A 16965-nucleotide genomic window follows, 5' to 3' on the forward strand; every position below is an offset into this window, starting at 1 on the left:
AAAGTAGACCTAAGATCAAAAGAGGTGATCAAAATGAATATTTTCGAAACATTAACATTACCCAATGGCACCACTATTCCAAACCGTCTTGCCAAAGCCGCTATGGAAGAAAATATGGCGGATTGTGAGCAAGCACCGTCAACAGATTTATTCAATCTTTATCAGTCTTGGTCTAAAGGTGGAGTAGGGCTAATTATTTCGGGCAATGTCATGGTCGATAGTCGGGCAATGACAGGGCCTGGTGGTGTAGTGCTTGAAGATGATGAACACCTTGAATTATTTAAACAATGGGCGAAAATTGGGCGTGCAAATGGGGCACAGTTCTGGTTACAGATCAACCATCCAGGTCGTCAGATGCAATCGAATATGGGACAAGAGACTTGGGCACCTTCTGCGGTTGCGTTAGATCTGGGTAAAATGTCAGATAAATTTGCAACACCGATTGAAATGACGCAGACGATGATTGAAGAAGTCATTCATCGTTTTGCGCACACAGCTAAACTTGCCGAACTTGCAGGATTTACTGGTGTCGAAATACATGCTGCACATGGTTACTTACTTAGCCAGTTTTTATCCCCACTAAGCAATCAACGAAAAGATCAATGGGGTGGGTCACTCGAAAATCGTGCACGCATTTTAATTGAAATTGTGACAGCTGTTCGTGCTTTAGTATCTGACAACTTCACCGTAGCGGTAAAACTAAATTCGGCAGACTTTCAACGTGGCGGATTTAGTGCTGAAGATGCCAAACAAGTGGTAGAAATGCTCAATGAACTGCCTGTAGATTTGGTTGAACTATCAGGTGGGAGCTATGAAGCACCTGCAATGCAAGGTCAGGCTCGTGATGGTAAAACACTAGCACGAGAGGCTTATTTCTTAGAGTTTGCAACAGAAATTCGTAAAATCGCCAAAATGCCCATTATGGTGACAGGAGGAATTCGCCGTCAGCCAGTAGCTGAACAGGTTGTGCAAAGTGGCGTGGACATGGTAGGTATTGCAACAGCACTTGCAATTGAACCAAATTTACCGAATGCGTGGAAAGCAGGTCAACTTGTTGCACCTGAGCTAAAACCCATTCAATGGGACAACAAAGCACTCGCTTCTGTCGCAAATATGTCGACCGTCAAATACCAATTACGTAAGTTAAGTCAAGGCAAACCTACTAACCCTAAAGTCTCTCCATTTTTTGCTTTGGTGTTACAACAACTTGCGATGGCAAAGCGGACCAAATTATACCGAAATCGTATGCAGCGCAGATCTAAAGCGGCATAGACAGACATACGAAATGTAAGACTTTATTAAAACTGGTTGATGTTAAAAAGAGTGCCTAATCAGCACTTTTTTTATGCCTCTAAGTATTCAAAAATAATCTATCCAACTCTATCAATAGCTTTGCTTGGTCAAGATTAGAGTGCGACGAAAGCTGAACGTTAATTATGAAAACCATGCCCGTATTTGGTTTTGTAGGAAATCTCAAAATATTCAAAAATTCTACTCTTATCGAGAATAAATCCTGTACACCAACCTAGTCATTGGCTATGGATGTTACTTTTTTCTCCCAGATTCTTAAAGCAAGTAAAGTTATAAATCCAAATCGATGATTACACTTAGAGAGAACCCATTTGAACAGATTTTAATATTCATTATTTATCTCTTAGTAAGATAGATTTGCACAACTTAGGTCAGGTTTAAGCAGATGAAAGATTTTCAGTAGTCAACCAATAGCGTTGAAATTTCTGTATAAATTGGATATTGGAGTGAGCACAATAGCAGTGATATAGGTACAAATACTGGATTAGCTAGTCTGGATGACGATAGATCATAATTCGGTTAGATCACATCATTATATTGCAAACAATTTATTATTCTTAGCCACTTACTTTTATCTATTGTTATGTGCTGTAGAACTTGACAACAAAAAAGCGTGATAATCGAAACTATCACGCTTTTCCTATAAAAGCTTAGGAGTTGTTTGAGCTATTCAGAAGTTTGTGTATTCCACGCATCTATAGGTTTTGGCATATGCAAGGCTAATTGAGCATCTTTAACCACATCAAAACGTAAGATTTTATGTGCTCCTAACTGATCAAGCAATTGACTTACTGGCCCGCCAGCACGTGTTAACTCGACATCACTTGGGAAGAAGTCTTGATTAAATGTAAGATTATTCGCTTGTACATAAGAACTATACCAAACACCATCCACTTGATTCAGCATAGTTTTCTTCTCTAGATGAGACTCATTTTTGACAGTTTTTAGTTTTGGCGTAGGTGCACGCAGACTTACATCTATGTTCCCATGTGTATCATATAAGTCGGCTTGAATACGGTCATCTATCTTCAAATCGATTGCGGTTAACCATTTTGGTAAGCTATAACCATATACACCACGGACTCGCGCAATTTCAGTATCGACAGGAAGGGCAAGTACATGACCATAATAGTCACGGTTACGGATAGAATTGATCAATTCTTTTAACTGTGAGCCTTTTGCATCGGGTCGACGTACGACCACTGCAACAGAGACTTCATCATAAGGATCATTGTCACATACATCATAAGCAAAGAACGTCAAAGAGACTAAGCCATAACCAGGTAATACACGCAGCGGTTCAATTTGAGCAGGTAACTTTGCTTTTAGCTTATCTAGTGGTGCCAGCATGAGTAATTGTACATTGCTGGTACGATAATAATAATTTGGCGACCAGACTTTACCTACACGCGTTTCAACTTGCTGTTTTGGAATTTTTCTAAAGAAATCAACATTGCCGACTTTCGGATCTTTGGCAACTTCATTTAAATCTGGATGCATTTTATAACGGTCATAGTAACCATCTTTAGGGACTTGGACTTTATAAGGCCCAAATTCAACATTAGTGAATTCTTTAGCCCATGGATACTGTGTCTGCGGTTGATCAGCTTTAACAATCGTCACGGTTTTATTCTCCAGATTGGATGTTGCGCTCACCTCTGTCTGTGCAAGGACAGATGACGTTAGTGTGCAACCTAAGACTAGGGTAGATATTGCGTGTTTAAATTTAGGATCGTATGCCATGAGATTAGCCTCTGTATCATCATTCATCTCATGCTAAGTTTAAAGTTAACTTTAAGGTCAATCCCTTTTATTCATTTTCTTGGTTTAAATTTTCCTCCAACAGCATAAAAGGTATTTAACTTATCTAATAATTTGATCTTACTGATTTTTTAAATGATCTAGGTTAAGAGCATTCAATTCAGAGTAATAAATGATCTTTATTGCACTTTATTTATTACATATTCTCTAAGGCCTTTATTACAGCGAGTGCCGTATTTTTGGCTGAAAATGGATTCTGTCCTGTAATTAAAGTACCGTCTTCAACCACGTGAGGGGCAAATGGAATTAGACATTTAGAAAAATCTGCTCCATGCTGTTTTGCTCGTTGTTCGGCATTGTATGGAACTTTTTTGGCAACACCTGCCAGTATTTCCTCTGTCCAAGTGAACCCTGTCATTTTCCGACCATCAATCAGGTATTTTCCATTGGACAGTTTGACGTTGAGCAAACCACAGTAACCATGACACACTGCCGAAACAATCCCGCCATCTTCGTAAATATTTCGGGTGATTTGTTGCAACGCTGGATCATCTAGAAAATCAAACATCACGCCGTGACCACCAGTGTAATAAATGGCGTCATAATCTTGCCAATTCACTTGAGAAGGTTGCAATGTCTGTTCGAGCAGTTGCATAAAAGCGGGGTCGTTTTTATGGGCAAGAACGGAAGGATCTGCCACAAATTTACCCAATGATTTAGGTTCTAAGGGAGACAAACCTCCGTTTGGACTCACAATATCTTGCACATAACCTTTTTTTGCAAATTCATCATACGCATGTGTGAGCTCGCCTAACCACAAACCCGTAGGGCGGTCTATACCTTCATATTTCGAAACATTCGTCACGACATGCAATATTCGCTTCGTCATTTTATTCTCCAGTTGTTTTTTTAATTGTTTTCAACATTTCAATGCTACCTGTTGCATTGCAAAATGTATTTGAGTTTTCTGTATGATAGGTCTAAAGTTAACTTTAAGGTCAAGCGGAACTTTAAAATGAATATTAGTGAATTATCTAAATTAAGTGGATTGAATACACCGACTATTCGATATTATGAGCAAATTAAGCTGTTGCCAAAGGCAAAACGACTGGCAAACGGTTATCGTAAATATTCTGAAGATGACCTAAGACAACTCAACCTGATTAAACAAGCTCAGCAAGTGGGTTTCACCCTTGAAGAAATTAAATCTTTAATTCCAGCCAATATTTCAAATTGGGATCATGGGAAATTGATTGAAACCTTGAGTGAAAAAGTCAAGGAAATTACCAAAATGCAGAAAATGCTATCGGAAAATAAAAAAAACTTAATTCAACTAATTGAAACAATTCAGAATAAACCACAAGACATGAGCTGTGAAGATAATGCGAAACGTTTGATGGATATTTATTACTCAGAAACTGAAGCACCCCTGAAGACCAATAATGCTTAAAAAACAGCAAATTGACTTTATTTTTTATAAAATTATAAAAATATGTAAATTCGTCTAAAAGCATAAAAAACGGCCTTGACCTTCAACTTAACTTTAATCTTACACTCTATCATGAACGTTATTTGAGGAAATGATCATGATGGAATTTCAGAATATCCGCGTCAGTTTGAATAAGCCTAAGGCAAAACTCTTTTGGCTCTCCTTCATTGTATTGTTCACCACACTTTTATTTTCAAGTACCTTTACGCAAGCTCAAGCTACTGAATTCAGCAGCACTGAACCGACAAAAATAAAGCCCAAAGGTAAAATTTTAATTGTCATGACCAATCATGCTAAATATCCTTCTCGTGAAGATACAACAGGGCTTTGGGTTACAGAGTTAACGCATTTTTATGATGTTGCCACAGCAGCAGGTTATGAAATGGACTTCATTAGCCCCAAAGGTGGAAGCATACCGCTAGATGAACGTAGCCAAAAATCTAGCTATATGGATAAAGAAGCCCGTGCACATTTGGCTGATCCAGATTTCATGACGCGTTTAAACCATACAATGAAACCAAGTGAGGTTAAAGCATCTGATTATAAAGCCATTTATTTCACTGGCGGTCATGGCGTCATGTGGGATTTCCCCAATAATGCTGAGCTTGTAAGCTTAAGTGAGCAAATTTATCGTCAAGGTGGGGTCGTGTCAGCCGTGTGCCATGGTGTTGCTGGATTATTGGCTTTAAAAGATGAACAGGGGCAACCTTTAATTGCAAAGCATAAAATTACAGGATTTTCCAATGAAGAAGAAGCTTTATCGGGGATGAAAAAACAAGTGCCTTTTTTTCTTGAACATGAACTCAAAGCGAAAGGGGCAATATACAAACAAAGTTTAATTCCGTTTACCTCATTTGTAATTGTTGATGATCGGATTATTACGGGACAAAATCCTCAATCTCCTCGTGAAGTGGGGCAAGCTGTGATGACACGATTAGCACAAATACAATAATCACTATTTATTTTTACTTGTTCTTACAGTGACTTTTTAATTGTTGTACCGTACTAAAATCACTGGACTTTAGTACGGTTACTTCGACTCTACACACGATAAAGCAGAAAAATATTCTAGCTTATTCAAGCATTAAACTGCTTGAGCATAATAGGGCACAGATCCATTAATAGTTGCACGATGCATTATTCGATGCGCATCTCCATAATCAAACAGCGCTTTATGCTGTGTGCAACGATTGTCCCAAATTGCGACATCACCTTCTTGCCATTTCCAGCGAATATGAAACTCTTCTTTCACTGCATGTGCGAATAAAAAAGTGAGTAACTCTTCACTTTCGGTTTCTGAAAGTTCATTAATACGCGTGGTAAAACCTTCGCTGACAAAAAGCACCTCTTTGCCCGTTTCAGGATGAGTTCTCACCACTGGATGAACAACAGGAGGATTTTTACGGAAAGTATTTTCCAAACGTTCCCGATCTTCAGATGTAGCACCAAATCGTTCTAAAGGAAAAGATTTACGAATATCATGTGTTGCAGTCAGACCTCGTAGTTTATTTCTTAAGTCTTCAGACAATTGATTAAATGCGGCTGTGCCACTTGACCATAGGGTATCGCCACCAAACTCGGGAATTTTAATCGCTTGCAATACACAACCTAAAGGCGGCGTTTGACTAAAAGTTACATCTGTATGCCAAAGGTCATTGTCGCGTAAGTCTTGTTTATGGCTGTCTAGTACAATCACTTCTGGTGCATCTTCTAAAGAAGGGTAAATCGGGTGAATATGTAAAGAACCAAAGGCTTTCGCTAATTTGACTTGGGATGGTGCTGCCAACTGTTGCTGTCTAAAAAAGATGACTTGGTATTTGTGCAAAGCATCTTTAATTTCATTCGTGAGTTGTTCATCGGCTAAATTGAGATCTAAACCCTCAATAATTGCACCAATGTTTGGATTGATTTCTTGAATTTGTAATGACATAACTTTATCCACTTACAACTGTTGACCATACCAAGGGGCTAACTCTTTTTGTAACCACCGTAAAAATAATTCAAAACTTACTGCCACAATGGCAATAACGATAATGCCGAGAATCACGACATCGGTAATTAAAAACTGTGCGGCAGACTGCACCATAAAGCCAATGCCTCGATCTGCTGCAACCAATTCTGCTGCAACCAATGTAGACCAACCCACACCAAGCCCAATGCGTATTCCTGTTAAAATATGCGGTAACGCTGTCGGTAAAATGACATATTTCAAAACTTGTAAACGCGTTGCACCTAAAGACAATGCCGCACGCTCACGATTTTTTTGATGGCTAAGCACACCATGCGCACTACTGATAATAATGGGCGCTAGAATAGAGAAAAAAATCAAAAGTACTTTGGTCGTTTCGCCAATCCCAAACCAAATCACCAATAATGGTAAATAAGCCAATGGTGGAATGGGGCGCAATAACTCAACCAAAGGATCAAGTACTGCTCGAACCCATTTGTTTAATCCCATCCATAAACCGACAGGCACACCAATCACAATAGCGGCAATCAAAGCGCCGAATACACGCCCTATACTTTCTGCAAGGTGTTGCCAGAGCGTTGCTTTCATAAAACCATGCTGACTTACCTCTACAAACTTTTCCGCGACTGCCGATGGGCTTGGCAAAAAAAGTTCTGGAACAAGCTTTAAGGTTGTAGCAACAAACCAGAGCATCAAAAGACTCAGCACACTGCCAATACTTAAGATCAAACTAGCGTGACTTTTTATAAATGCCGAAATATATGAGGTATTTTTCTTGCTTGGTGAAACATTGAAATCAAGCTTTGTATCTGCTGCTGATTCCAATTTCTGAGTTTGTGTATTCACTTAGGACTCCAGCGCATGCAATTTTTGATCTTTTAAACGTTCAAACAATCTTTCTCGTAGTTGAATAAACCTTGGATCCGATTTGATGGAACGAATTGACTCACCAGCTTTATAGCGCTCCGCAAAATCTAAATGTAAGGTTTCTACAATTGTTCCAGGACGGGCCGTCATCAATACCAATTGATTGCTCAGTAATAAGGCTTCTTCAATATCATGTGTGATTAAGAAAAAACCTTTTCGCTCTTTAATCCACAAATTCAGCACAAACTCTTGCATACTTTCACGGGTAAAAGCATCAAGGGCTGCAAAGGGCTCATCTAATAAAATAAATGGGGCATGGCTAATTAAAGCACGGGCAATGCCGACACGCTGTTTCATACCACCCGATAATTCCCAGATATTAGACTCAGCGACATGCGACAAACCCACCGTGTCTAAAATAGAAGCGACTTGAGTGCGAATATCAGCAGCTTTTAAGCCTTTCAGTTTCAGAGAAAAAGCGACATTTTCAGCGACATTTTGCCAAGGTAATAAAGCATGTTCTTGAAAAACCACTGCACGTCGTGCATCTGGTTGATGCAATATTTCGTGATCAATTTTGACGGCACCAGAGCTAATGTGCTGAAAGCCCGCCAAAATATTCAATAACGTTGTTTTACCGCAACCAGACTCACCCAAAACCACAGTGATCGATGACTCAGGGACATCCAAACTGATATTTTCAAGCACTGGAATGCTTTGATTAGGATACGTTAAAGTAATATTTTCGGCTTTTAAAACACTCATATTGACATCCTTAAGGCTGAATAAATGCAGCTGTGACGTTGCCTTGATAATCAGCTTTCACTTTATCGACTTTGCCTTGTGACTTTAAAAAAGTGGCTGTATCAAAAATATTTTTGGCAAAATCTGTTTTTAAAAGCTCAAGTTGTTGCTGCTGATTCAGATAATTGTTCCCAGACAATAACAATGGAATATCTTGAGCATTCGAGCCTGTTAACTGTGCAATTTTGCTGATATTTGCTGAATTACTTTCAAAAGCTTTAGGATCTTTGTTGTATTCATTAATTTGCTTCAGAGAGGTCTGAACAAATGATTTTAAGAATTCTGGATTTTTTTCTGCAAAGTCTTTACGAACGACCCATACATCGAAGGTTGGCGCGCCCCATTCTCCAACTTGTTTTGAATCAGTCAAAATCTTACCTGTAGCACTGGCTTTACTTAAAGCAGGTTCCCACACATAAGTCGCATCAATATCACCACGCTCCCAAGCCGCAGAGATTTCTGGCGGACGTAAATTCACAATTTTCACATCAGCATCAGAAATATTCCAATGCTTTAAAGCAGAAAGTAAACTGTAATGCGCCGTTGAAACAAAGGGTACAGCAATGGTTTTGCCCTTTAAATCTTCTGGTTTTTTAATGCCTGATTTATTACTCACCACAAGTGCTTCAGAACCACCTAATTTTGCAGCCACAAAGAAAACTTCAATGGGTAAGTCACGACTTGTTGCTGCTGCCAAAGGACTCGTACCAATATTTCCAATGTCGACATCACCAGAAGCAAGCGCATTGACAACATCTGCACCTGTATCAAATTTCTTCCAATTAATAGACTGTTGACTATTTTTTTCATAATCACCATCTGCTTGTGCAACTTTAGTCGGGTCAACACCCGTTTGATATGCAATGACAACAGCTTTGGATGATTGTTCAATAGTTTGAGTCGTTTCAGTTACCCGAGTACTTTTACTTTGGAAATAAACAAATGCAGCAATTGCTACAACGACAATTGCTGTGATGATAAGAGGTTTGGATTTTGAACGCATGGCGATATTTCATGTAAAACATTTTCCTTAAAGCCATGCTAATCCTACGGCTATATGATGAAAAATAACTTTAACTGGATTACATATTCATTTTTTGTATTAGGATGGATTGAGCTTTAGAAATTTTCCCTGAGTAAGCAGGGCCACGCTAAACTCTAAAATAATAGGGTCTAAAAGTAGCATTTTTTTTAAATTTAAATAATTCTATGAAGATAGTTTCTTTTTTTATTATTAAAACCATTGCTTTTAAAATTAAAAAATCTTTTATGACATCGGATTATTGCTACTATCAAGCATCGTTTTAAGGGCATAAGTCATTATTAAAAGCGATCTTTGAGTATTTGATCTCAATCTATTTTTACATCCTGAATTATCTTGATCTAGGAACATTTTATGTTTGATGCGAATAAACGTGCCATCGTGGTTGGTGCTTCAAGGGGAATTGGCTTAGGTCTGGTTCATGAATTACTCCATCAGCATTGGCATGTCATGGCGACGATCCGAGATATAAACCAAGTCTCTACTGGGTTGAATCAACTGCTTTCTGAGTATCCAGACCAACTTGAATTGACCGAATTAGATTTAAGCCATGTGCAAACGGCTGACAGTTTGCTCTCTCAATATCATGAAAAATCAATCGATCTGTTGTTGGTTTCTGCAGGTATATTAGGGCCAGAACACCAACGAGTTGAACACTGTACACCCAATGAAATTGCTCATCTATTTTGGGTAAATAGCATTGCACCCGTGACGATTGCGAGAAAATTCCTTCCATTGATGAAAGAAAAAAGCGTGATTGCATTTATGAGCTCTCGCATGGGTAGTATCGCTCTAAATGATGATGGGAGTATGGAGTTGTATCGCGCAAGTAAGGCCGCGCTCAACAGTATTACGCGTGGCTTTGCAATAAATGAGGCAATTCCTGCTCAAATTGGTGTATTAAATTTACACCCCGGTTGGGTGCAAACTGAAATGGGTGGAAGTCATGCACCCATCAGTGTAAAAGAAAGTACAAGAGGCATTGTGCATGTCATTGAAAACTTTATTGGCAAACGTACACAGCAGTTTGTTGATTTTCAAGGCAATGAAATAGCATGGTAATAGTATACCGTTGCAACTTTTAATTCGGAAAACAGCACCTACACCTTTTGAAAAATTTAATGGTGTAGGGGGGAACAAGTGATAGCGGCTATGGTCACGGCTATCTTAATATTTCGGGTAATCATGTCAATGGTGCACAGCGAATTTAACCGTTCAGCATCAATATGAAAAAGCCCATTTAAAATGGGCTGTATTCAACTCGCTTTGACTGCTGATCAGTAGCGTAAAATTAACTTTACTGCGAGAGTCTTTTTACAGTTCTAAAACCAACATGACTTGTAGCCAAATCTATTTCCTGAGGTTGACGAGAAGCTGCACGGTTAACCGTTACCCCAAGGCTGTTTCCAGTTTGCACCTTGAATAAAATACTACCATTGCATCATCTCCACATGATGATGAGGTTGAATAAAAACAGCTCCACCACCTTGTTTTTCAGCATCTGTCACTAATGTGTTGCTTCAACAAAAGTAGCAAATTGAGCATTAGTCACTTCTATCTGATCCATCAAAAAGGCTTTAACTTTAATTTTATGTTCCAACAATGATCGTTCTTCAGGATAAGCATCTTTGACATGAGTTCACTTCACATAGACAAAGTCGGTTATATTTAATTTCACTCAATATAACCCAAAAGCGTTATTGCACCATTTGATAAACTCATTGTAAGGTCATATCTCTACTTTATAGCAATAAAACTGACAGACTTTACAATGAACATTCATCATTTACGTAGTGCGACTTTTATCATTGAAACTGGGAATAATTTCATTCTTATTGACCCAATGTTAGGTAAAAAAGGTTCTCTCCCTGCATTTTCCTATTTGAAATTTAAGGCTGAGAAAAATCCGTTGGTTGAACTTCCCGACAATGCAGCGGAACTTTTAGAGAAAGTCACGCATTGTTTTATTACGCACAGCCAAACCTTCAATATCAGAGCATTCCAGCATACCGATCATTTAGATCGTACTGGAGAGAAGTTTTTAGCGGATAAACAAATTCCTGTATATACGTTTAGTCATGATGCACTTTACCTGAAAAATCTGGGGCTAAATGTTCAGGCAGGAATTGATCATTGGAAAGAAATCCAGTTTTTGGGTGGTCGCCTCGTTGCTGTCCCTGCGAAGCATGGGCATGGTTGGATCAGTAAATTTATGGCGAATGGTTGTGGCTTTTTTCTGGATCTACCGAATGAACCATCAATTTATATCAGCGGTGATACCGTGCTTACTGAGGATGTACAAACTGCGATTTTTCAGTTTAATCCAGATATTACCGTTGTGGCAGCAGGCGAAGCACAAATGGATGTTGGAAAACCCATCTTAATGACTGAAAGTGAAGTTAGAACATTTATCCAACTTTCCCCAAAGCATGTGATTGCGAATCATTTTGAGGCGTTAAATCACTGCCCAGTAAAGAGAGCTGATATTCAAAATCTTGTTGCCGAAATTGGGGAAAAAGATCGTGTCTATATTCCTGATGATGGACAAACCCTGAGTTTTCATCTGAACTAGTACATCAGCGAATACGAAAACCATAGCCAATGTTTATACAGATCAAAAAATACAAATGTTCGCTATGGAAAAGATGTAGATAATAATAAAAGTGGTCAACAGGTCACTAGGGGAATTTTTTTCTTTAGCGCATTTATATTTATTTGAGTTATGTAAGCTAGAGCTTCATTTAGGGTATTTAACTTATGCTCACTGAAGGGCTAGCTCATAAATAATTTTTAAATTTATCTATAATTTACAATACTTTATTCATGTAAATTATTTGTTTAAAATCGTCATGGCTTATTAACCTGACGAATGTAATTGAGAAGATTTCTAAAATTTACTCACAGCTAAATAGTGATTATTTTGAGATTCTCTACATTGTATTTATGCTCGCAGTTAGATCATAAAGATAAAGTAGCTGAACCTGATCAATATAAGCTTCGTATGAATATACGCTAAGTTTGACCCTGTATCAGCTACTTATTCAAATCAACTTTTTCCCTTTATTCATGTTCTTTACCAAGACTCAAGCTAAGCTCATCCCAATGTTGTATTGCGGTTTCCATCGCTTGCATTTTGACATGACCAAAACCTCGTACATCTGCGGGTAATTGAGCGATTTGCTGAGCTATAGATAAGTCATAATTTTCAGGTGCAGAACTGATGGCTTTGACAAATGCGATATATCGATCACGCCATGCATGTTCTTTTTGACGTTCTTGCTGTAAAGCAAATGGATCAAGGAAAGTTTCTCTAAGCCATTGTAGTCGACCAAGAATCATCATCGGAATACGCATCCAATAGCCGAAAGCACGTTTGCGTATGGCACCATGAGCACCCAAAGCAGGAGGGGCTAAGTGATAGGTTAAACGTAGCCCTTGACCAAACTGCGCTTCGATTGATTGTTTAAAGCTTTTTCCTGTGAGTAAACGTGCAACTTCATATTCATCTTTATACGCCATGACTCTATAGAGCTGTGTCGCAATGGTTCCCGCGAGTTCTTCAGGCAATACTTTGGCAGCTTTTTCCACAAGAGTTCGATACTGAGCTGCATAATCTTGATTCCAATATTCAACCAGACGCGCAGAACGATCGTCAATGAGTTCGGCCAATGTGGTTGGTTTACGCGTCGTTGGTATCGTTGCAATAATGCGTTTGGCTAAGTCAGGAGTGCTAATCAAATGACACCCGATACGGAAAGCTTCAAGGTTTTTTTCAGCAGCCGTACCATTCAGATGGATTGCTTTCTCGATACTTTCACGTTTCAACGGAATCTGACCTGCTTGCCAAGCCATACCAAGTAAAATCTGATTTGCAAAGATCGCATCACCCAGTACTTGTGTGGCAATGCGTGTTACAGGTAAAGAGATGAGTTTGCCTTGTGTGGTTCGACCACGAAGTCGCTGAATTAAACCCGTAATTGGTGCATACCAGTCACGCGACTCAAGGAAAGCAGAAGTAGGGGAGCTATCTTCATTCACGATGACAACAGCATCAGCTTTTAAACGTGAAAGTGCTGCATTACTGCCTGCAACAATCGCATCTGCACCAATTAAAACATCACATTGACCCGCAGGGATTTTGGTTGCAGAGAGTTGATCATCTTCTGTCGCAAGTTGTATGTAGGAATAAACTGTACCACCTTTTTGAGCCAGTCCCGCCATATCCATAATACGTGCAGCTTTACCCTCCAAATGAGCAGCCATTCCAAGTAAAGCGCCCGCTGTCACTACACCTGTACCGCCAACACCCCCCACCATGATGCGGATGGGTTGTTGATCTAGTTCAGGAAGAATAGGCTTTTCTGGCCAGCCAGTGTCTATACCTTCAAATATTTCTGGGCGTTTTATGTCGCGGGTATGTACGGTCACAAAACTTGGACAGAAACCTTCGACACATGAGAAGTCTTTGTTACAACTGCTTTGATTGATTTGACGTTTAGTTCCTAACGCTGTTTCAACGGGTTCAATTGATAAACAGTTCGATTTTTTAGAACAGTCACCGCAACCTTCACAAATCTCACTATTAATAAAAACTCGCTCTGCAACATCTGGATAAGCATTGCGTTTACGACGACGGCGTTTTTCACTGGCACAGGTTTGAACATAAATTAATGCTGTAACACCAGAAATTTCGCGTAATTTGCGCTGAACATCATCGAGTTCATTTCTATGGTAAATCTCGACATGAGGCGCAATACCTTCTTCAGCATGAATCAACTCAGGTTCATCCGTGACAATCACTTGTTTTGTGATGCCTTCTGCATCCAATTGTCGTGTTAACTGTGCCACGCTCAGATGACCATCGACATGCTGTCCACCCGTCATTGCAACTGCGTCGTTATACAGAATTTTGTAGGTTATATTGAGTTTTGCAGCGATCGCTTGGCGGATGGCCAGATAACCTGAATGGAAATAGGTTCCATCGCCTAGATTGGCAAAAATATGCTTTTCATTGGTGAAATGGGAAGCGCCAGCCCAACTTACACCTTCGCCGCCCATTTGTGTGAACGTTTCTGTGCCATGATTTTGTAACACAGCAATATAATGACAACCGATCCCGCCCAGTGCACGACTGCCTTCGGGTAACTTAGTTGATGAGTTGTGAGGGCAGCCACTACAAAAGAAAGGTTTGCGTTCTGCGATATCAAGCGCATGTTGGGATGCTTGCTCTGCTTTTTGTAACAGCTCAAGTTTACTCTGAATTTGCGTTTTTAAACTTTCTGGAATGTCTAATTTTAAGAACCGAGCGGCCAACATTTTTGCAATAGGTTCAGGTTGGAACTCATAGTGACCAATCAAAGGGGCTTCATCAATCGATGTACTCCATTCACCTTTACCATCACAGGCTTTGCCGATAATACGAGGGCGTTTGCCATCTGGAAGTGCATAGAGTTCATCTTTAATTTGTGCTTCCAGAATCGGGCGTTTTTCCTCTACAACAATCAGTTCTTCTAAACCTTCGGCAAATTCACGCAAACCTTGTGGTTCTAAGGGCCAAATTAAAGCAACTTGATACACTCGAAGGCCAAGTTGCTCGGCTGTTTCACCTTCAATTCCGAGAATACGCAACGCTTCAATCGTATCTAAATAACCTTTACCACTTGCTGCAATACCAATACGCGCATCGGCACAATGCCATGTCACCTGATTCAGCTCATTTTCACGTGCATAAGCCAATACAGCGGGTAAGCGATATTGATAAAGACGTTCTTCTTGTGGAATGCCGTGATCAGGCCAACGAATGTTGACACCATCTTCAGGCATTTGAACATTTTGGGGTAATACGGGAGTAACGCGATCTAAATCCACATGAACAGAAGCCGAGGTTTCGACAATTTCACTGACCAACTTCATCGAGGTCCATACCCCAGCGAAGCGTGACATGGCGACCGCATGTACACCTAAATCAAGAATTTGTTGGATTGAAGTCGGGTAAAAAATTGGAATGCCACAACCGATCATGACGTGTTCTGACTGATGTGGAATACTCGAAGATTTACAAGAGTGGTCATCACCGAAGAAGGCAACCACGCCACCTAACGCCGAGGTTCCTGCAAGATTAGCATGACGGAGCACATCTCCAGAACGATCTACACCAGGACCTTTACCATACCACCAAGAAGTCACACCATCGTATTTACCTTGACCTGCGAGATTGGCTTGTTGGGTACCCCAAATTGCAGTAGCAGCGAGATCTTCATTTACGCCAGGTTGAAAAACCACATGATGGTCTTTGAGTATGCCTTCAATTTGCCAGAGAAAATTATCATAATTTCCGACGGGGGAACCACGATAACCTGAAATAAAACCAGCAGTATGATAACCGTTTAAAGTATCCCGCCGTGTTTGCACAAGTGGTAAACGCACCATTGCCTGAATACCTGTCATGTAAGCAGTACCGTCATCACTTAGATATTTATCATCAAGTGATACATCCTTTGTAGGAATCTTATTTGGAGTAAATTTTGTCGCTATATTCATTTATTTCTCCTTGGAATTTTGTAGTTCGAGCTACTTTATTTTCTCAACATCCCGTTGAATATTTGGAGTAAATGACATACTAAGAAAAAGATTGAACAGTTTATTCAAAACACGAAAAACTGCTCAATGTATGTACATTAATGTCATTGTGATTGATCCAGACTGGTGCAACAATGCGTAATTAAGCAAAAGATATTTACGTTATGCGCAAAAATCTTGATGGTGGATTACTCCATGCAATGCAAGCTTTCCTGAAAGTCATTGATAGTGGAAGCTTTACTGCCGCCGCAGAGCAGATGGAACTGACAACAGCGCAAGTGTCGCGACTCATTAGCGAGTTAGAAGGGCGTTTAGGAACAAAATTACTACAACGAACCACGAGGCAGCACGCGTTGACCGATATTGGTGCAACTTATGCAGAGCAATGTCGTCATGTACTCGCAATGGTGGAAGAAGCCGAAACTCAAGCAATGGGAAGGGCAACTAAACCACAGGGACGGTTACGTGTGTTGAGTATGGCCAGTTTTGGGCATCATTATGTATCTCCGACGATGGCGGAGTTCTGTCAAACCTATCCAGAACTGACCGTGGAATATCGTACTTCACAGAATGTACCAGACCTTTTAGGTAAAGGAATTGACGTTAGTTTATATCTCGCGGAATCTTTGGCTGATTCACGCTTTGTTGCTCGTCAAATTGGGACAATATTTTCATTACTTTGTGCATCACCAACCTATTTAGAAAAATATGGTGAGCCAAAATCCTTAGATGATTTACAAAAACATGCATGTTTAAGATTGGTAAATCCATCTATTACACCGCAATGGCATCTTATCAGTGAAAAAAGTTGCTCGTATCAAATTGATATTACGGGACCTTTGATTGCAGATACACCAGAACTGTTACTGGACATGGTACAGCAAGACATGGGGATCGCATTACTTCCAACTTTTACTGTAATTGAAGCTGTCCGTACTGGACGATTACGCCGTGTTTTATCAGATTGGAGATCGCCTGATATTGGCGTTTATACCTTAATACCATCGCGTCATTTTATTGATGCTAAAACAAGAGCATGGTTAACGTGGGTTGAGCAGCATATTTCTCCAAAAATTCAGAGTGATACAGACTTTTTTTTATAATCTAAACTTGCCATTAAGGTTATTAAGAAAAATATTAAAC

At 39.7% G+C, this 16965-nt stretch carries 14 protein-coding genes; 6 read left to right on the plus strand and 8 right to left on the minus strand.

Annotated features, from left to right (window positions below; all coding sequences use genetic code 11):
- Window positions 1-33: 33 nt before the first annotated feature.
- On the plus strand, window positions 34-1272 hold the full coding sequence (locus tag E0H87_RS09965) for an NADH:flavin oxidoreductase/NADH oxidase family protein (RefSeq protein WP_131323459.1): 1239 nt from the start codon (window positions 34-36) through the stop codon (window positions 1270-1272).
- A 705-nt stretch (window positions 1273-1977) separates the two neighbouring features.
- Here E0H87_RS09965 and E0H87_RS09970 read toward each other — a convergent pair.
- Together E0H87_RS09970 and E0H87_RS09975 are read right to left on the minus strand one after the other, a co-directional pair.
- Window positions 1978-3054 carry an acetoacetate decarboxylase gene (locus tag E0H87_RS09970; RefSeq protein WP_131323460.1) on the minus strand — a complete coding sequence of 359 codons (1077 nt, stop codon included), beginning with the start codon at window positions 3052-3054 and terminating at the stop codon, window positions 1978-1980.
- Between the two features lie 214 nt (window positions 3055-3268).
- Window positions 3269-3961, minus strand: a complete 693-nt coding sequence (locus tag E0H87_RS09975; protein WP_131323461.1) for a type 1 glutamine amidotransferase domain-containing protein — start codon at window positions 3959-3961, stop codon at window positions 3269-3271.
- A gap of 126 nt (window positions 3962-4087) precedes the next feature.
- Here E0H87_RS09975 and E0H87_RS09980 point away from each other — a divergent pair, with 126 nt between their 5' ends.
- Together E0H87_RS09980 and E0H87_RS09985 are read left to right on the plus strand one after the other, a co-directional pair.
- Window positions 4088-4522: a MerR family transcriptional regulator gene (locus tag E0H87_RS09980; RefSeq protein WP_131323462.1), complete on the plus strand. Its 435-nt coding sequence runs from the start codon at window positions 4088-4090 to the stop codon at window positions 4520-4522.
- A 136-nt stretch (window positions 4523-4658) separates the two neighbouring features.
- On the plus strand, window positions 4659-5513 hold the full coding sequence (locus E0H87_RS09985) for a type 1 glutamine amidotransferase domain-containing protein (RefSeq protein WP_227547349.1): 855 nt from the start codon (window positions 4659-4661) through the stop codon (window positions 5511-5513).
- A gap of 132 nt (window positions 5514-5645) precedes the next feature.
- On the opposite strand, the gene tauD is transcribed toward E0H87_RS09985, so the two are convergent.
- The 4 genes from tauD to tauA all read right to left on the minus strand — a co-directional run bounded on the left by tauD (window position 5646) and on the right by tauA (window position 9204).
- Window positions 5646-6491, minus strand: coding sequence for a taurine dioxygenase (tauD, locus tag E0H87_RS09990; protein ID WP_205677750.1), 846 nt, complete (start codon window positions 6489-6491; stop codon window positions 5646-5648).
- Window positions 6492-6503: 12 nt separating this feature from the next.
- Window positions 6504-7289, minus strand: a complete 786-nt coding sequence (gene tauC / locus E0H87_RS09995; protein ID WP_413773124.1) for a taurine ABC transporter permease TauC — start codon at window positions 7287-7289, stop codon at window positions 6504-6506.
- Between the two features lie 87 nt (window positions 7290-7376).
- A complete protein-coding gene (locus tag E0H87_RS10000) occupies window positions 7377-8162 on the minus strand; it encodes a taurine ABC transporter ATP-binding protein (protein WP_131323464.1) in 786 nt (261 codons plus the stop codon).
- Window positions 8163-8172: 10 nt separating this feature from the next.
- Window positions 8173-9204, minus strand: coding sequence for a taurine ABC transporter substrate-binding protein (gene tauA, locus E0H87_RS10005; protein ID WP_131323465.1), 1032 nt, complete (start codon window positions 9202-9204; stop codon window positions 8173-8175).
- A 393-nt stretch (window positions 9205-9597) separates the two neighbouring features.
- Here tauA and E0H87_RS10010 point away from each other — a divergent pair, with 393 nt between their 5' ends.
- A complete protein-coding gene (locus E0H87_RS10010) occupies window positions 9598-10305 on the plus strand; it encodes an SDR family oxidoreductase (protein WP_131323466.1) in 708 nt (235 codons plus the stop codon).
- A 445-nt stretch (window positions 10306-10750) separates the two neighbouring features.
- On the opposite strand, the gene E0H87_RS16355 is transcribed toward E0H87_RS10010, so the two are convergent.
- The gene (locus E0H87_RS16355) at window positions 10751-10846 is read right to left on the minus strand and encodes an SUMF1/EgtB/PvdO family nonheme iron enzyme (RefSeq protein WP_413773121.1); all 96 of its coding nucleotides are present in this window, start codon (window positions 10844-10846) and stop codon (window positions 10751-10753) included.
- Between the two features lie 168 nt (window positions 10847-11014).
- Between E0H87_RS16355 and E0H87_RS10020 the strand changes: the two genes are divergently transcribed.
- Entirely contained in the window at window positions 11015-11815 is an 801-nt protein-coding gene (locus E0H87_RS10020; protein WP_131323467.1) for an MBL fold metallo-hydrolase, read from the plus strand.
- Window positions 11816-12303: 488 nt separating this feature from the next.
- Here E0H87_RS10020 and E0H87_RS10025 read toward each other — a convergent pair whose 3' ends face one another.
- Complete coding sequence (locus E0H87_RS10025) at window positions 12304-15783, minus strand: indolepyruvate ferredoxin oxidoreductase family protein (protein WP_131323468.1); 3480 nt, start codon at window positions 15781-15783, stop codon at window positions 12304-12306.
- Window positions 15784-15986: 203 nt separating this feature from the next.
- Here E0H87_RS10025 and E0H87_RS10030 point away from each other — a divergent pair, with 203 nt between their 5' ends.
- On the plus strand, window positions 15987-16925 hold the full coding sequence (locus E0H87_RS10030; RefSeq protein ID WP_016167960.1) for a LysR family transcriptional regulator: 939 nt from the start codon (window positions 15987-15989) through the stop codon (window positions 16923-16925).
- Window positions 16926-16965 lie beyond the last annotated feature (40 nt).

It is taken from the genome of Acinetobacter sp. ANC 4178 (assembly GCF_004331175.1).
Classification (GTDB): domain Bacteria; phylum Pseudomonadota; class Gammaproteobacteria; order Pseudomonadales; family Moraxellaceae; genus Acinetobacter.

What these genes read in the sequence shown, in the direction of transcription:
- E0H87_RS09980 (WP_131323462.1), top strand. Translation starts at nt 4,088, where the DNA reads ATGAATATTAGTGAATTATCTAAATTAAGTGGATTGAATACACCGACT.
- E0H87_RS10025 (WP_131323468.1), bottom strand. Translation starts at nt 15,783, where the DNA reads ATGAATATAGCGACAAAATTTACTCCAAATAAGATTCCTACAAAGGAT.
- E0H87_RS10010 (WP_131323466.1), top strand. Translation starts at nt 9,598, where the DNA reads ATGTTTGATGCGAATAAACGTGCCATCGTGGTTGGTGCTTCAAGGGGA.
- E0H87_RS09965 (WP_131323459.1), top strand. Translation starts at nt 34, where the DNA reads ATGAATATTTTCGAAACATTAACATTACCCAATGGCACCACTATTCCA.
- E0H87_RS09970 (WP_131323460.1), bottom strand. Translation starts at nt 3,054, where the DNA reads ATGGCATACGATCCTAAATTTAAACACGCAATATCTACCCTAGTCTTA.
- E0H87_RS10000 (WP_131323464.1), bottom strand. Translation starts at nt 8,162, where the DNA reads ATGAGTGTTTTAAAAGCCGAAAATATTACTTTAACGTATCCTAATCAA.
- E0H87_RS10020 (WP_131323467.1), top strand. Translation starts at nt 11,015, where the DNA reads ATGAACATTCATCATTTACGTAGTGCGACTTTTATCATTGAAACTGGG.
- E0H87_RS09975 (WP_131323461.1), bottom strand. Translation starts at nt 3,961, where the DNA reads ATGACGAAGCGAATATTGCATGTCGTGACGAATGTTTCGAAATATGAA.
- tauD (WP_205677750.1), bottom strand. Translation starts at nt 6,491, where the DNA reads ATGTCATTACAAATTCAAGAAATCAATCCAAACATTGGTGCAATTATT.
- E0H87_RS09985 (WP_227547349.1), top strand. Translation starts at nt 4,659, where the DNA reads ATGATGGAATTTCAGAATATCCGCGTCAGTTTGAATAAGCCTAAGGCA.
- E0H87_RS10030 (WP_016167960.1), top strand. Translation starts at nt 15,987, where the DNA reads ATGCGCAAAAATCTTGATGGTGGATTACTCCATGCAATGCAAGCTTTC.
- tauA (WP_131323465.1), bottom strand. Translation starts at nt 9,204, where the DNA reads ATGCGTTCAAAATCCAAACCTCTTATCATCACAGCAATTGTCGTTGTA.